Consider the following 15,967-nt stretch of genomic DNA (forward strand, 5'->3'; position numbering starts at 1 on the left):
CCGTGCCGAAGCTGCGAGAAATGGTAGATCTCGCGCCAGCAGATTGCTGGACGTCTCCCCGGTTTCATGCGCAGTATAGTAATCTCTATCTCGCTTGCCGTGCATGCGCAGTCTCCTCGTCGAAGGAGTGTGCAAGTGAAAGATGGCAGTGCCTATGATGTCCTTGTCGTCGGTGGCGGCATCGCCGGCTCGGCCTTTGGCCGAGCAATGGCTAGGGCGGGAAAGCATGTGCTCATCGTTGAGAAGAGTTCGCAGTTTCGTGACAGGATCAGGGGTGAGGTGCTGCTGCCTTGGGGCGGTGTGGAAGCCATCGAACTCGGCATCCACGATATTCTCCTGGGCAGCTGCGGCCAGCACTTGCCGCGCGAGTACTTTATCCGCGATGGTGCGGCAAGCACACCGCGCGAGTTCCGCACCACGACACCGAGGGGCAATGGCATCGTCAGCTTCTATCATCCCGACATGCAGGAGGTGTTTCTTGCCGAGGCAGGGCGCTGCGGTTGCGAACTCTGGCGCGGCGTTTCCGTCAGCAGTGTCGAAATAGGACGGGTCCCGCGAGTGAGGGTCGAGACCGATGATGGCCCCCGCGAGGTCGAAGCAAGCCTCTTGGTCGGCGCCGATGGCCGCGACTCCCAGGTAGCAACGCTTCTGGGCTTCCGGCGAAGCCGCGACCCGCCACAGCTTTATTCCGGTGGACTTCAGCTGGAAGGCAGCATCCCGGCAGACCAGGCGTTGTACTTCTACCAGGACGGACATAATGGACGAGGCGCAATTCTCGTCAGCAACCGGCCCGGCAACTATCGCGCCTATGTCTTCCACCATGTGAATGCACTGAAGCGACGCTGGTCGGGCGAACGTGATTACAACAACGCCAAGGAGCATTTGATCTCGGTAGGAGCACCGCGCGAATGGATCGAGAACCTGAAGCCGCACGGGGTGCATGCCACGTTCGACGGCGCACATCAGTGGGTGTCCGATCCTGTTTGCGGCAATTGTGTGCTGATCGGCGACGCAGCAGGTTCAAGTGACCCGGTGTGGGGCTGCGGCCTCTCGCGGACGCTACGTGACGCAAGGCTCCTGCAGGCTCATTTGCTCTCCGAAGGGGACTGGTCGAAAGCAGTCGCAGGTTACGCGGCGGATCACAACGACTTCTTTCACCGGCTGCGGCGCGCCGAACATGTCAATGCCGCCCTTTTCTTCACGATGGGGGAGAGCGGCGACGCCCTGCGGCATCGTGCGTTCGATCTTCTGACGAGACACCCGGAACTCGCTCCGGATACCGCTGGCCTAGGACCGGAGGCAATGTGCACGGACGCATCCGAGGAGGCTCTCCTGGGCCATGTCCAGTGGCGCGGTGCCGAGGCTTCACCGCAGCTGCAGCCGGCGTGATCGGGCAATCTGGCACTTAACCGCCAATGACCTCCTGTGCAATGGACCAGTCGCCTCTGCCATTTCGCTCGAGGCCAAGCATCACGTAGAACGGCTGCTCGATCGTGTTCATGCGAAGCATGGCGAAGCCGATCCCGCCGTCGCACCGGCAGTCGCGCACATCGATACCCGTCACGATGAACTCCCCTGTGTCGAACAGCTCCTGGAAGCTGAAGCCAATCGCGTCACGGCCTTCGACCACCTGGCCTCCGGGATTGACCTTGATGGCGTTGTCCGAATAAATCGATGCACAGGCCGCTCCATCCTTTTGCGCAACGGCGAGACGGAAGTGCTCTGCTAACGCCTCAACCGTTTGCCGGAAGGTCACCAACGGTGCTCGCCTCCCCTGCAGCCATTCACCGCCCCGGTGGCCGGTATTCCGGCGACTTCTTCGCCGCCTGATCGATCTCCTCCGGCGTGAGGAGAACGGTCATCCGTCCTTGTGCAGAGCCTGCCGCCCCGACGGTCAGTCCGACTGCCGCGGCACTGACATTGTCGGGCAACTCGGCGATCAAGACGACGTCGTCAGAACCGAAGGCAAAATACATGCACTCGAGTTTTCCGCCTAGCGAGCCGAGCATTTTCTCCACCGCCGCGCGACGTCCGGACCCGCCCTCGGCAATGACTCCCTTGGTTCCCTGCGGCGTATAGCTACCGCTCCACATGATCTTAGGCATGATGACCTCCCAGTCTTGCAAGAGAATGACGTCACGAAGAAATACGGTCTCAGCACCTCAGGGGCTGATGTTCTGGTTGACCCTGAACAGGTTGCGCGGATCGTATTTTCGCTTAAGAGCGACAAGCTTCTCGTAGTTTGTGCCATACGTGTTGCGAAGACGGCTGTCGCCCTCGTCGTCCATCATGAAATTCGGATATGCACCTCCGAGATTGTAGGGATGGACAGCTTCCCAGTAGGCCTTGGTCCAGTTCGCGATGGCCTTGGCCTTCCCGGCATCGGGATCGATTCCCGCGATGACCATGGACCAGGTCGCGTCCCGGCAGTTCCACGCCGCATCAGCCTTGTCCACGCGGTGTACCGCACCATCGATAGGGTAGAGATGCATGAGGGACAACTCGCTCGGCGCCTTCTCCACCATCCGGATATGAGCGTCGATTGCCTCGTCCGGCAGCGTCTTCACGAAATCACCCCGCCAGTACCACTGCATCCCCTTGGGATAGAGACCGTCGAACATGCTCTGCACGGCCGCATAGGGCATCATCCCCATCCAGTTGAAAAGCGGCTCCGGCAGGCGCGTGAGGAGTGGCGCCAGGGCCTTCATTCCCTCCTTCTCGTCACCATTGTAGCAACTCATCAGGAGGCAGATACGCTTGCCCCAGAATTCCTCGGGAAACGGCGGCGTCGAAAGTACCGTCTTGAGACCGACGAAGATCCCGAGCTCTTCCGGAGCGCCGGGAAGGAATTCCCGGTAGGCCTTCATGATGTCCTTCGCATGGGAGATGTCCCAGGCGATGGGACCGGCGAAAACCGAGGAAACTGGGTGCAGTTGGAACAGGAAGCTGGTAACGACGCCGAAGTTTCCGCCGCCGCCCTTGAGGCCCCACAGAAGGTCTTCGTTCTGCGCCTTGCTCGCCGTCACGATGCGGCCGTCGGCGAGCACCACTTCGGCCTCGATGAGGTTGTCGATGGTGAGGCCGAACTTGCGGGTCAGGTGGCCGTGGCCACCGCTGAGCGTGAGGCCCGAAAGCCCCGTGGTGGATATGATTCCTGCCGGCAGAGCCAGGCCGAAGGCCTGGGTTGCGTGATCCACGTCCCCCTGTGTGCACCCTGCCGCGACCCGCGCCCGACGGGTCACCGGATCGACCCACACGCTCTTCATCAGCGAGAGATCAATGACGATGCCGCCGTCGACGCTGCCGAGCCCGGGCCCATTGTGCCCGCCGCAGCGGATTGCGAGCGGCAAGCCATTGTCGCGCGCATAGTTCACGACGGAGACGACATCGGCGACGTCGGCGCATCTGGCGATCGCCAGCGGTTTCTTGTCGATCATACCGTTATAAAGGGATCGCGCCTCCTCGTATCCCGGGTCTTCCTTGCCGATTGCAGGGCCGCGGATCATCTGCCGCAGACTCAGCACGGGGTTGTCGAGCATCTCATCCTCCCTGTTTCGGTTGCATGGGCGCGGACAACAGGCTTCACTGCTCGCGCTCGATGGACGCATTCAGACATGTCGGTCCGTAGACCGGGGGATGACACTATGATAAGTTCACGTCCTTTAGGATGACCGTGCCGCCCGATTTCTTGCGCGATCGTCCTGCTGTTTCCATGCATCGTGCCTGAGCCGCCCCTAATCTCATGGAGCGACGCGATGGACGTTCTTTCGGATGTCTTGAGAGCGGTAAGGCTGACCGGCGCCGTTTTCTTCGACGTGGAGCGGCGCGCCCCCTGGGTGGCGGAAACGCCGGAGGGGGCGGTGATCGCCTGCAAGGTGATGCCCGAGGCGCATCATGTGATCGTGTTTCATGCCGTACTCAAGGGTGAGTGCTGGGTCGAGGCTCCCGCCATTCCTGGGGCCTCGATCCGGCTGCAAGAAGGCGACGTCATAATCCTGCCGAAGGCAGACCGGCATGTGCTGTGCTCATCGCCGGGCATGCGGGCGGAGCCTGAAATCGAGAACTACTATCGACCTGACAACCGGCCCCTGCCCTTCTTCATCGGTCCGGGAGATGGCACGGGAGATGCCGCCCATTTCGTCTGCGGCTATCTCGGATGCGACGTGCGGCCATTCAACCCGATCATCGACGGCCTTCCGCGGCTGTTCCACGTTCCAATGTCCGACACCAGCAAGAGCCTGATGGCTCTGTTCATGCTGGCCGTCGCGGAAACGGAGAGCCGCAGGACGGGGGGTGAGACGATACTCGCCCGCCTTGCTGAACTGCTCTTCGTCGATGCGCTGCGGCGCTATATCGACAACCTTCCGACGGAGGAGCCCAGTTGGTTTTCCGGTCTGCGCGATCCCCATATCGGCGCCGCACTGAACCTGATCCATGGCCGCTGGCGAGAGGAATGGACGGTCGACAGGCTGGCACGGGAAGTGGGGCTCTCGAGATCCGTGTTCGCCAGCCGGTTCGCCCATTTCGTCGGTCAGGCGCCCATCCATTACATGACGACGTGGCGCATGCAGCTCGCAACGCACCTGCTGCAGCGGAACGGCGCAAACGTTTCGAGGGTTGCCAACGAGGTTGGCTATGAATCCGAGGCTGCCTTCTGCCGAACTTTCAAACGCTGCGTGGGCATGACGCCGGGTCATTGGCGGCGGCGGCTGCACTGAGCCCCAAGCGATTCAACTGGCCGAGAAAGCCACTCATCGCACCATCGCGGCAGCGGCCTGTGCCTCCTCGCCGGGAAGCAAGGGCCGCTCGGGAAAAACCAATCCCATCGAGATCACCAGCTTGAGACCGTCTTCCACGCTCATGTCGAGGATCTTCACCTCCTCCACGTCTACGAAGAAGACATAGCCCGATGTCGGGTTGGGGGTGGTCGAGACGTAGACAGCATACATGGCCCTTCCAGCCTCGAGGCCGATGTCGGCACCATCCACCTCGCGAGAGACGAAGGCGACGGACCAGGCGTCCTTCCTTGGCCATTCGACAAGGCAGACATAGCGGAAGGATGCCCCCTTTTGCGAGAACAGCGTCTCGAATATCTGCTTTGATCCCTTGTAGATCGAGCGCACGACCGGCATCGCGTAGAGCGTCTTGTCCCAAATCGCGATCATCGTGCGGCCGGCGAGGTTGGCCGCCATGGCGCCGATCAGCGTGATGGTTATCAGCGCCACGACGAGACCGAAGCCCGGAATGCTGACCGGCAGGTACGTGTCGGGGTTGTAGTTCGCAGGCAGGAGCGGCTTCACCCACGCGTCGAACATCGTCACGAACCAGTACGTCGCCCAGACAGTTATGGCGATCGGGGCGGTGATGACGAGCCCGGTGAAGAAATAGGCGCGCAACCTGCCGAAGAGGGAGGTCTGCGTCTTGATTTCGACATCGACCGTCTTCACTTGAGAGGGTGGATCGGGTGATTTTGGCATGGGCAGGTCAATAGACATGAAGCGGCAGCGCTCCGCAAGGGCGGGAGAGCCGGCGGCATGAGGGCATTGCGGCGCCCTCTCCTGCTCGGGGCGGGCTGGTTTTGCGTGGGGCTCGGCGTCATCGGCATCATCATGCCGCTCTTTCCGACGACGCCCTTTCTGCTGGTGGCGGTCTGGGCCTTTTCCCGGTCCTCGCCCGAACTTGCCGAGAAGATCCGCGGCCACCGCCTTGCCGGGGCCTATGTGCGCGACTGGGAGGATGAGGGCGTGATCCCGCCCGGTGCCAAGGTTCTTGCCATCACCATGATGACGGCGATGTTCGGGTATCTCCAGTTCGGCTCGGACGCCCCGGCCTGGGCGGTCATATCGGCAGGCCTCGTCATGACGGGTGCCGGGGCCTATGTGCTGTCGCGCCCCAGCCGGCGCCGCGAACCCTGAGACGAGGCCCGGGAGCGGCTTGACTCCGGTCGTTTTCGGGCTGAGATGCAGCTCGCCAACGCCGCAGGGGCTCCATGATCGTCAGCCACAAGAACAGGTTCATCTTTCTCAAGACGAGGAAGACCGCAGGTACCAGCATCGAGATTTCGCTGCGGCCGTATTGCGGTCCGGACGACATCATCACGCGGATCACGGAAGACGACGGGGACGGGATTGTGCCGGGGCCGCAGAATTACCTGTTCCCGCGGGCGGACTGGCCGCAGGCAATGGCTGCCCGGTGGGACAAGGGGTGGCGGCCGGGCGCGAAGCGGGAAGACCTCAAAGGCATCGGCTATTTCGGGCACGTCACGGCCAGCGAGTTGCGCCCGAGGGTGGGCGCTGCCGTCTTCGACTCCTATTTCAAGTTCAGCATCGAGCGCAATCCGTGGGACCGGGAAGTTTCGATGTATTTCTTCAAGTTCAAGAACGAGGCGAAAAAGCCCACATTCGCGGAGTACATCGCGGGGGCGAAGGACATCGGCAATTGGGATATCTACTCGATCGCGGGCGAGGTGGTGACGCAAGCGATCATCCGCTATGACCGGCTCGCAGACGACCTTGCGAAGGTGACGTCCGACATCGGGCTTCCCCCTGTGCAGGTCTTGTCGCAGGCGAAGTCAGGTTTCAGGCCGGCAGCCGCGCGGGATTACCGCGCAATGTATGACAGCCGCAGCCGGGACCTGGTCTCCCGGCTCTACGCCCGGGAAATCGAACATTTCGGCTGGCAGTTCTGAGGGCGTCCGGGCGCGCCAGACATTTCAGTCGTTTGCCGCGGACTTGACGCCGTCCACCGGATACTGCTCGTCCCACACCTTGGCGCGCGCTTCGGCCTCGATCCTCTCGTCCTCTCCGACATTGCTTTCGAGCTGGAGGGCGCGGTCGTAAATTTCGGGGTTCTCCTCGGGCCTAGCGGATTCACGCGCGAGAATGTACCACATCAAGGCGCGGGTGCGGTCGCCGCGCACGATCTTTCCATCCCAATAGAGCTCGCCCAGATAGGCTTCGGCGGGGGCATAGCGCTTGCGTGCCGCGGCCATCAGCCACTTGAGGCCCTGCTGCGGGTTCTTCTTCACGCCCTCGCCCTTGATGCTCATGACGCCGAGCGCGTACTGCGCGGCGGGATGGCCATAGGCAGTGGCGATCTTGAGATAGCTCCTTGCGGCAGCGGGCGGGTCGGGCGCGAGGCCTGCATTGACGGCGCCGGTGCGCTGGTAGTCGGCGATCCGCACCATGGCGTCGACGGTGATGCGCAGGCGGTTCTGGTCGTCCTCGTCAGGGTCGTAATGCTCGGCGACGCGGGAGTAATAGCTGTAGGCCATGGCATCGTTGCGGGGCACTCCCCTGCCCTGCCGGTACATGTGGCCGAGATACCAGTCCGCCACCAGGTTGCCGTCATCCGAGGCGCTGCGGAACAGCTTCACGGCGCGCTCGTAATTGCCGTTCTTGTAGGCGCGCTTGGCCTTCTTGAGATCGTCCGTCCAGAACGGGATCGAAATTTCCGGCAGCCGCAGCTCCGGCGCGGCGGGAAGATAGGAATAGAAATCGGCAATGGGACCGCGGTCGTCGTCCTCCGCGGCAGTGGCAGGCACGAGCACCGAAACGACCGCCAGAACGGCAAGAACAGGGCGCAAGCCCGCATTCATGCGCCCTTCGAAACCGCGTGCGGCCACGGAAATCACGATTCCTCAGTCCTCTCCCACATGCTTCGGGGAGGCGAAGCTCAGGCTGTCGCAGGGAAGGTTCATTGCTCTCGGGCCACTTTCTCAATCTTTATCGTTGCCGTGACAGGACCGTGAGCGGCGGGCAAGAACCGAACGCTCGCACGGCGAAGAAACCGTTGCGATGATCCGATGCCGCTCCTGCCCTGAGCCCCTAACGAATCCGCGAGGGGATTTCCCCCTCCGCAAAAACCGAGGCTAGGCGGCAATTTGGGCGGATAGAAGGTTGAGAATCTGGCGGAATTGGACGGAGTTCACAAATTGGATCATTGTTGCATAAGAGCAACATAGCAGCGAACTATACCGCGAGCCCCGCCAGCATACCCTCGTAGACTGCCTCTTCGGCAGTCCGTGGGCTCAGGCAGTCGCCTACCAGGTGGTGCTCGATGCCGAGCTCCTGCAGGATGTTTGCCAAGCCGTCTTCCTGGAGATTGGGCGTGTTAAGAACGATTGTGTCGACATCATCCATCACCACCGCCTCCCGCGAAGGGGTGTGGATGAAATAGGCGGTCCGGCCATCGCCGCCATAGAGCCGCAGCCAGGGGTGAACCTCCACCCCCAGCCGGTGCAGCCGCGCCACGGTTTCGAAGCGGATATAGGTCTGGATGCTGGCCGCGGCGCAGTGATGGTTGACGGCCAGTCGCACGTTGGCGCCTTCGGCGGCCAACTTCTCGGCGATGCCGGAACCCGCCCAGTCGCCCATCCAGTCATAGACGACGACGCGCGAACCTGTCGTGGCGCGCCCCGCCAGGATATCGGCGGCATGGACGATCTGTGCGGCTTCTCCCTCGAAGGGCGGCATGTGCGGCTTCGAGCCGGTGGCGAGGATCACCGAGTCCGGCCTCTCGCCTTCGAGCAGCTCGCGCGTCACCTCGCTGCGGCGGTGGATCTGCGCGCCGTGGCGCTCGGCTTCCGCCGTCAAATTGGTGATGATGCCGCCGAACTCGGCGCGCTTGGGGAGGAGCTGGGCGAGCCGCGCCTGGCCGCCCGTCTGGGCCTCGCGCTCATGGAGATGCACCTCGTGGCCGCGCTCGGCCGCCACTGCCGCCGCCTTGAGGCCGGCCGGCCCGCCCCCCGCCACCAGAATCTTGCGCCGGGTGAGGGCGCGGGGCTTGCGTTCGTACTGAAGCTCCCGTCCGGTTTCCGGGTGCTGGATGCAGGAAATCGAAAGACCCAGCTGGAAGTGCCCGATGCAGGCCTGGTTGCAGCCGATGCAGGCGCGGATGTCGTCCGTTTGCCCTGCCCTCGCCTTGTTGGCCATCTCCGGGTCGGCGATCATGGCCCGCGTCATGCCGCACATGTCGGCGGCCCCGGAAGCCAGCACCTCCTCCGCGACCTGCGGCTGGTTGATGCGGCCGGCCACGAAGACGGCCTTGCCCGTCGCCTGCTTCACCTTCTGCGCGAAGGGAGCGACATAGCCGTGGGCATTGGCCATGGAGGGCACGATGTGGGCGGCACCCGAAGCGGTGGCGGATGTGCCGGCGATGACGTTCAGATAGTCGAGCTCCGGCGCGAGAGCCCGGGCGATGGCGAGCGAATCGTCCTCGACGAGACCATCCTCGTCGTGCTCGTCGCCCGACATGCGGATCCCCACGATGAACTCCTCAGGTACCTGTGCCCGGATCGCGGCGATCGCTTCCCGGGTGAAGCGCAGGCGGTTATCGAAGGAGCCGCCATACAGGTCCTCCCTGCGGTTCACTTTCGGGTTCATGAATTGGGCAGGCAGATAGCCATGGCTCGCCACGATCTCGACGCCGTCGGCCCCGGCTTCTGCCATGCGGCGGGCGGCCGCTCCGTAGCCATCGAGAATCTCTCCGATCAGCGCCGGCGACATCTCCCGCGGGATGACCTTGAAACGCTCGGAGGGCGAATGCGAGGGCGCGAAGGCGGGCTGCACCACGCCGTCGGGCCGGCCGAGCAGTTCGCGGCCGGGGTGGAAGAGCTGGATGAAGACCTTTGCGCCCTCCTCGTGGATTGCACCGACCAGCCGCGAGAAGGGCGCGATGCAGTCGTCCGAGGTACCCATCAGCAGCGCCTCGGTGTAGCGCGAGGTCTCGTGCACGCCCACCACCTGGATCACGATCAGTCCTGCGCCGCCGCGCGCCCGGGCGCGCTGGTAGGCGATCAGCGCATCGGAGGGCAGGCCCCCTTCCGGCAGGTAGGTGTCATGTCCGGTCGACAGGATGCGGTTGCGGATCTCGGTGGTCTTGAGAGTGAAGGGCGAGAACAGGTTCGGAAAGCGCATGATGGCGGCTGTTCTAGCGCTCCCCACCCATCCGCGTCGAGTATCAGATGGAGCGCTCCTCGTATGCGATGAACCACTCCACCATCTCCGTCCACATCGCCTCGACGAGCGCGGGATCGACATGGTGGGCGCGCGCCAGCACGCGCACGTGGTCGATGACCTGCCGGAAGCGCGCGTCGTCGCGGGCGGGAAGCCGGTCGCGCTTCTTTACGACGATGGCCTTCTCCACCCACCGCTGGCGTTCGGCCAGCAGCTTCACGAGGTCTTCGTCGATGCGGTCGATCTCCTTGCGGATCTCGCTCATGGTGAGGTGAGGTGAGGACTTGTTCATGGGCTGCCTCATGCGCTCCGCGGGGCTGCTTCGTCAATCGGTCGGATCGTCCCGCTGCTCCGGCGGAACGAAGGTCTTCGCCCGCCTCTCCGGCCGCACCACCCAAGGCCTTGAACCCTGTACTTCCCGTGAGGTGAGGAGGATCGGCCGCTTCCCGCCAAGCCACACGGCATGAGCACCGGAGCGCCAGAGGTCGAAGCGGTCGATGCGAAGCGGGACGCCGCGGCACGCGCCGCGCAGCGGAAAATCGGCGATCAGAACGTCGGCGCCGTCGCAGTCGGGCACAGCGCCTTCGCTGCGGCTCAGATAGAGGATGCGCCTGCCGTGAAGCTCCGTTCGGCAGCGGTTCCCGTCACAGGTCCAGCCGGGCCGCCGCGCCGCCTCGGCGGGGCTCGCCTCCTCCCCATTCGCCTGGAGCCATTTTTCCACCGCGAAGCGGCCCCGGCGGGCGAAGGCCGGAACGAGTTCGCCTGCCGCATTGCGGATCGCCACGTTCACCCCCGTGCGTTCGATCAGGAGGTCTGGTGCCGCCGGAACCCGGAGCCCGAGCGCGGCACCCAACGCCATGACGGCGAGACCGGAAAGCCTGACGGGCCCCCGCAGCAGACAGAGGAAGACCAGCCCCGCCGCCATGGTGAGTGCTGCCTCCTGGGGCGGCGTCGCCACGACGGCGTTGGCACCGGGAAGGGAGGCCACTCCGTCCGAGATGGCGATGACAAGCTGGAGCCCCTTGCCCATGAGCATCAGCGCCGGTCCTTCCAGGCCGAACGGCATGAGGAGCGAGGCGACCAGCGCCGCGGGCATCACCACGAGACCCACCACGGGAATGGCCGCGCCATTCGCCAGCACGCCATATGGCGAGATGCGGCCGAAATGATAGGCGGCGGGAATCGACGAGGCTGCCCCGGCAATGGCCGAGGTGAGGAGGCTGAGGCCAAAGGCGGAAAGCCCGCTAACGGCCAGCCGAACGGTCCAGTGCCTCCGCGGCGCAGCCTGCCCCTGGCTGCCGGACGTCCAGCGTGCCCAGGTCTCGTAGAAGGCGACGAGACCCAGCACCGCCAGGAACGACATCTGGAAACTCGCCTCCACCGCCGCCTCCGGCGACGTCACCAGCAGGCAGAAAGCCGCGATCGCGAGGTTCCGGGTGGAGAGCGCGGGCCGGTCCACCATGACGGCGAAGAAAACCACCGCCACCATCAGGAAGGCTCGCGCGGTGGCCACGCCGGAATCGGCGAGCATCAGGTAGAAGAACCCGGCGGCGAGCGCCGCTGCAGCTGCCCATTTCTTGATCGGCCGGCGCAGCGCCAGCACCGGCACCAGCGCCAGCAGCGCTCTTGCCCCCCAGAAGACGCCGCCCGCTACCAGCCACATGTGCAATCCCGAAATCGAGAGAATGTGGAACAGGCCGGAGACGAGCAGGCTGCGGTTGACCTCAGGCGGAATGCTGCTGCGCTCGCCTGTGATCAGCGCCTCCGCGAAGGAGGCATAGGGTTCCTCCAGGCTTGCCCGGATGCGAGCGCCCATGGCGGCGCGCAGCCGGCCGAGCACCCCCTCCAGACGTGCGGCTAGGGTTACGGGTGCGCCAGCGACGGCGATCTGCGATGTGATGCGTCCGAGCCCGCCGATACCGTCGAACCACAGCGCCCTCGCATGATCGAAACCTCCCGGCAACACCGGTGAAGGCAGCGGCCAGAGCCGCGCCTCGAATGAAATCTCTGCTCCCACGGGGGGAATGCCCGCCTTTTCCGCGAAGGAGAGGCGCAGAAGCCTTGGTGTCCGCTCCGGCGCAAGGCCCGCGATCGAGGCCGCTTCGAGGGTCATGGCCAGGCGCTTGGCGGAAACATGCTGAAGCCGAGTCACGCGCCCGCTCACCCGAACTTCGTCAGTTGCGGCGGCGAGCAGCGGCGTCGCGACCCGTTCGGCTCGGAACTTGGTCAGGGAGAAGCCCAGTGCCACCGTCGCTGCGAGCAGTAGCAACGGCGCGTTCCGGCCCGCCACGATCAGCACCGCCCCTAGCGCCGCCGCAACGCCCGCCAGGAGGATCGAAGGCTCGCCATGGAGCCCGAAATAGACCCCGATCCCAACCGCCAAGCCCGGGGCAGCCCACAGGAAGGAGCGCCCGGCCTGTGCGGCTGCAGCGTTGCTCAGGGCCACGGCAGCCGCCTCCATCTCCCCTCCCCTTACGGCCCGCAAAGCCTTGTGCTAAGCGGCGGCACACCGCACGCAACCAGTTTCCCTAACGTCAGTCAATACGGAGAACGGCGTCATGTCATCGCCAGTCGTCACCCGCTTCGCCCCTTCCCCCACGGGCTATCTCCACATCGGCGGCGGGCGCACGGCGCTGTTCAACTGGGCCTATGCGAAGCGCCATGGCGGCCGGATGCTGCTGCGCATCGAGGATACCGACCGCGAACGTTCCACCGCGGCTGCGATCGACGCCATCATCGAAGGCCTCACCTGGCTCGGACTCGACTGGTCGGGCGAGCCCGTGTCGCAATATGGCCGGGTGCTGCGCCACCGCGAGGTGGCCGAACAGCTCCTCGCCCAGGGCAGGGCCTATCGCTGCTACTGCACGCCCGAGGATCTCGAGGCGATGCGCGCGCGGGCCGAGGCCGAGAAGCGTCCGATCCGCTACGACGGCACCTGGCGGGACCGTGACCCTTCCCAGGCTCCCGCCGGCGTCAGACCCGCCATCCGCTTCAAGGCCCCGCAGGAAGGTGAGACGATGATCGAGGACGCCGTGCAGGGCCGCGTCATCATCCCCAACAAAGACCTCGACGACCTCATCATTCTGCGCTCCGACGGCAACCCCACCTACAATCTCTCGGTCGTCGTGGACGATCACGACATGGGCGTCACTCATATCATCCGTGGCGTCGACCACCTCACCAATGCCGCCCGCCAGACCCAGATCTACCGGGCGATGGGCTGGCGCGTGCCGCACATGTCGCACATCCCGCTCATTCACGGGCCGGACGGCGCCAAGCTCTCGAAGCGCCACGGCGCCCTGGGGGTCGAGGCCTATCGCGCCATGGGATACCTGCCGGAAGCCATGCGGAACTATCTCGCCCGCCTCGGCTGGAGCCATGGAGACGATGAGATTTTTTCGACGGATCAGCTGGTTGAGTGGTTCAATCTCGAGTCGATCGGCAAGTCCGCCGCGCGGTTCGACTACGCCAAGCTCGAGAATCTCAACGGCCATTACATCCGCCATATGGCGGACGACCAGCTCCTCGCTCGTTTCATCGACTTCCTGCCCCACGCCGAGGGCGGCCCCGCGCTCAGGGCACGCGTCGACGAGACCATGATGGCAAAGCTGCTTCGCGCCATGCCGGGTCTCAAGGAGCGCGCCAAGACCCTGGTGGAACTCATGAAAGGCGCGCAGTTCCTGTTCGCCGAACGACCCCTCCCGATGGACGAGAAGGCCCGCCAGATCATCGCCGAGGGCGGCGCGGAAGTATTGCGAGGCGTTGTCCCCGTGCTCGAGCAGGTCGAGAACTGGGAAACCCAAGAGATTGAAACTGCAGTGAAAGCTTATGCCGAGGCAGCTGGCCTGAAGCTCGGAAAGGTCGCACAGCCGCTGCGGGCAGCCCTTACCGGCACCAGCAGCTCGCCAGGCATCTTCGACGTTCTGGACGTACTGGGGCGGGGTGAATCCCTCGCACGCCTCAAGGATCAGGCAGGCTGACCGTGCCACTTTCGCGATTGTGACTTGCCACGCCCGGCAGGAGGTCTAAGGCCCTGACGGTGCATGGCGGGTCGACGAAAGGATCAGGTCAGTGACGTTGACCTTCTTATGGTGCAATGCAATAGTCCACGACAAAGACGGCTGAAGAATGGGAGGCCTCGATGGCTGACGATCCGAAAAAGGCGGTTCTCACGATCGGCGGAACGTCGGTCGAGATGCCGGTGAAGTCCGGCACCATCGGCCCCGACGTGGTGGACATCACCAAGCTCTACGCCCAGACCGGCGCCTTCACCTACGATCCGGGCTTCACCTCCACCGCCTCCTGCGAATCGAAGATCACCTACATCGACGGCGACGAGGGCGTGCTGCTCTATCGCGGTTACCCCATCGAGCAGTTGGCCGAGCACGGCGACTTCCTCGAGACCTGCTATCTTCTCTATCACGGCGAACTGCCGACCCCGGCCCAGCGCAAGGAATTCGAGAAGAACATCACCTACCACACCATGGTGCACGAGCAGATGACCCGGTTCTTCCAGGGCTTCCGCCGCGATGCGCACCCCATGGCGGTGATGGTGGCGGTGGTCGGCGCCATGTCGGCCTTCTACCACGACTCCACCGATATAAACGACCCGCGCCAGCGCGAGATCGCCTCGCATCGCATGATTGCCAAGCTGCCGACTATTGCCGCGATGGCCTACAAGTATCACATCGGCCAGCCTTTCATGTATCCGCAGAACAATCTTTCCTATGCCGCGAACTTCCTGCGCATGTGCTTTGCGGTGCCGTGCGAGGAGTACATGGTGAACCCTATCCTCGCCCGCGCCATGGACCGCATCTTCATCCTCCACGCGGACCATGAGCAGAACGCCTCGACCTCGACCGTCCGGCTGGCGGGCTCTTCGGGCGCCAATCCCTTCGCCTGCATCGCCGCGGGCATCGCCTGTCTGTGGGGACCTGCCCACGGCGGCGCCAATGAGGCGGCCCTCGAAATGCTGCAGCAGATCGGCGAGCCCTCCAAGGTCCCGGGCTTCATCGCCAAGGTCAAGGACAAGACCTCGCACATCCGACTCATGGGCTTCGGCCACCGCGTCTACAAGAACTACGACCCGCGCGCCAAGATCATGCAGAAGACCGCGCATGAGGTGCTGGGCGAGCTCGGCATCAAGGATGATCCCCTCCTCGAAGTGGCACGCGAGCTTGAGAAGGCCGCGCTCTCCGACCAGTATTTCATCGAACGCAAGCTCTATCCCAACGTCGATTTTTACTCCGGCATCATTCTGCGTGCGCTGGGCTTCCCCACCTCGATGTTCACCGTGCTCTTTGCGCTCGCCCGCACCGTGGGCTGGATTTCGCAGTGGAAGGAAATGATCGAGGATCCCGGCCAGAAAATCGGCCGCCCGCGCCAGCTCTACACCGGTTCGCCGCGCCGGGATTACGTTCCGATGAGTTTGCGCGGAAAATAGGCCCCAAGTCCGTTTGTTACAGGGCCTGAGACGCAGGAAAACGACGGAGCGGCGATTTGCATCCGCGTGCGGATTGTGGAATTCGCTCTAGGTGCCGCGCTCGTTCATGAGCATCGCGCCGATCTCGGCTTCAGCCACCTTCTTGCCGTCCACAAGAGCCTCCGCCCAGTATTTCCACACGGGCGGGCGCTTGTTCGTCAGCTTGACATGGAAATGCACCACGTCACCCGGCAGCACCGGCTTGCGGAAGCGCGCCTTGTCAATGGACATGAAGAACACCAGCTTGCCCGCGTGCTCGTCGCCCAGATGGGCAAGCACCAGCGCCCCGGCGGTCTGCGCCATGGCTTCCACCAGCAGCACGCCCGGCATCACCGGCCGGCCGGGAAAATGCCCCTGGAAGAAAGGCTCGTTGATGGTGACGTTCTTGACCGCGGTTCCGCTCTCTTCGCCGTTCATGTCGTACATGCGGTCGATGAGGAGGAAGGGATAGCGATGCGGCAACAGCTTCATGATCCGCGCGATGTCAGCCGTCTTCAACACCGGCGCGGTCGTGGCTTCGGTCATGCGT

Annotated in this window: 15 protein-coding genes; 6 read left to right on the forward strand and 9 right to left on the reverse strand. The window is 64.0% G+C overall.

Annotated elements, in window-relative coordinates:
- The first annotated feature begins 135 nt into the window (after positions 1-135).
- A complete protein-coding gene (locus ACK4HL_RS09115) occupies positions 136-1,389 on the forward strand; it encodes an FAD-dependent oxidoreductase (protein ID WP_409758985.1) in 1,254 nt (417 codons plus the stop codon).
- A 16-nt stretch (positions 1,390-1,405) separates the two neighbouring features.
- On the opposite strand, the gene ACK4HL_RS09120 is transcribed toward ACK4HL_RS09115, so the two are convergent.
- Genes ACK4HL_RS09120 through ACK4HL_RS09130 form a run of 3 tightly spaced genes read right to left on the reverse strand, consistent with a single transcriptional unit; the run spans position 1,406 to position 3,539 of the window.
- Positions 1,406-1,756, reverse strand: coding sequence for a YybH family protein (locus tag ACK4HL_RS09120; protein WP_409759184.1), 351 nt, complete (start codon positions 1,754-1,756; stop codon positions 1,406-1,408).
- 28 nt (positions 1,757-1,784) lie between these two features.
- Complete coding sequence (locus ACK4HL_RS09125) at positions 1,785-2,105, reverse strand: GYD domain-containing protein (RefSeq protein WP_409758988.1); 321 nt, start codon at positions 2,103-2,105, stop codon at positions 1,785-1,787.
- Between the two features lie 57 nt (positions 2,106-2,162).
- Complete coding sequence (locus tag ACK4HL_RS09130; RefSeq protein WP_409758991.1) at positions 2,163-3,539, reverse strand: FAD-binding oxidoreductase; 1,377 nt, start codon at positions 3,537-3,539, stop codon at positions 2,163-2,165.
- A 216-nt stretch (positions 3,540-3,755) separates the two neighbouring features.
- Here ACK4HL_RS09130 and ACK4HL_RS09135 point away from each other — a divergent pair, with 216 nt between their 5' ends.
- On the forward strand, positions 3,756-4,718 hold the full coding sequence (locus ACK4HL_RS09135; RefSeq protein WP_409758994.1) for an AraC family transcriptional regulator: 963 nt from the start codon (positions 3,756-3,758) through the stop codon (positions 4,716-4,718).
- A gap of 33 nt (positions 4,719-4,751) precedes the next feature.
- Here ACK4HL_RS09135 and ACK4HL_RS09140 read toward each other — a convergent pair whose 3' ends face one another.
- Positions 4,752-5,477, reverse strand: coding sequence for a DUF502 domain-containing protein (locus tag ACK4HL_RS09140; RefSeq protein WP_409758997.1), 726 nt, complete (start codon positions 5,475-5,477; stop codon positions 4,752-4,754).
- A 57-nt stretch (positions 5,478-5,534) separates the two neighbouring features.
- Between ACK4HL_RS09140 and ACK4HL_RS09145 the strand changes: the two genes are divergently transcribed.
- Both ACK4HL_RS09145 and ACK4HL_RS09150 read left to right on the forward strand, forming a co-directional pair.
- The gene (locus tag ACK4HL_RS09145) at positions 5,535-5,915 is read left to right on the forward strand and encodes a YbaN family protein (protein ID WP_409759000.1); all 381 of its coding nucleotides are present in this window, start codon (positions 5,535-5,537) and stop codon (positions 5,913-5,915) included.
- Between the two features lie 74 nt (positions 5,916-5,989).
- Entirely contained in the window at positions 5,990-6,688 is a 699-nt protein-coding gene (locus ACK4HL_RS09150; RefSeq protein ID WP_409759003.1) for a sulfotransferase family 2 domain-containing protein, read from the forward strand.
- A 24-nt stretch (positions 6,689-6,712) separates the two neighbouring features.
- Here ACK4HL_RS09150 and ACK4HL_RS09155 read toward each other — a convergent pair whose 3' ends face one another.
- From ACK4HL_RS09155 to ACK4HL_RS09170, 4 genes are all read right to left on the reverse strand, one after another.
- Positions 6,713-7,624, reverse strand: coding sequence for a tetratricopeptide repeat protein (locus ACK4HL_RS09155; RefSeq protein ID WP_409759006.1), 912 nt, complete (start codon positions 7,622-7,624; stop codon positions 6,713-6,715).
- Positions 7,625-7,970: 346 nt separating this feature from the next.
- Positions 7,971-9,917 (reverse strand): FAD-dependent oxidoreductase, encoded by a 1,947-nt coding sequence (locus ACK4HL_RS09160; RefSeq protein WP_409759009.1) that lies wholly within the window; start codon positions 9,915-9,917, stop codon positions 7,971-7,973.
- Positions 9,918-9,960: 43 nt separating this feature from the next.
- On the reverse strand, positions 9,961-10,248 hold the full coding sequence (locus ACK4HL_RS09165) for a chorismate mutase (RefSeq protein ID WP_409759012.1): 288 nt from the start codon (positions 10,246-10,248) through the stop codon (positions 9,961-9,963).
- Positions 10,249-10,281: 33 nt separating this feature from the next.
- Positions 10,282-12,417: a ComEC/Rec2 family competence protein gene (locus ACK4HL_RS09170; protein ID WP_409759015.1), complete on the reverse strand. Its 2,136-nt coding sequence runs from the start codon at positions 12,415-12,417 to the stop codon at positions 10,282-10,284.
- A 97-nt stretch (positions 12,418-12,514) separates the two neighbouring features.
- Between ACK4HL_RS09170 and gltX the strand changes: the two genes are divergently transcribed.
- Positions 12,515-13,936, forward strand: a complete 1,422-nt coding sequence (gene gltX, locus ACK4HL_RS09175; protein ID WP_409759018.1) for a glutamate--tRNA ligase — start codon at positions 12,515-12,517, stop codon at positions 13,934-13,936.
- A gap of 161 nt (positions 13,937-14,097) precedes the next feature.
- Positions 14,098-15,399, forward strand: coding sequence for a citrate synthase (gene gltA / locus ACK4HL_RS09180; protein ID WP_409759021.1), 1,302 nt, complete (start codon positions 14,098-14,100; stop codon positions 15,397-15,399).
- A gap of 87 nt (positions 15,400-15,486) precedes the next feature.
- On the opposite strand, the gene fabZ is transcribed toward gltA, so the two are convergent.
- Positions 15,487-15,963 (reverse strand): 3-hydroxyacyl-ACP dehydratase FabZ, encoded by a 477-nt coding sequence (gene fabZ, locus ACK4HL_RS09185; RefSeq protein ID WP_409759024.1) that lies wholly within the window; start codon positions 15,961-15,963, stop codon positions 15,487-15,489.
- Between the last annotated feature and the right edge of the window lie 4 nt (positions 15,964-15,967).

It is taken from the genome of Aestuariivirga sp., assembly GCF_046294715.1.
GTDB lineage: Bacteria > Pseudomonadota > Alphaproteobacteria > Rhizobiales > Aestuariivirgaceae > Aestuariivirga.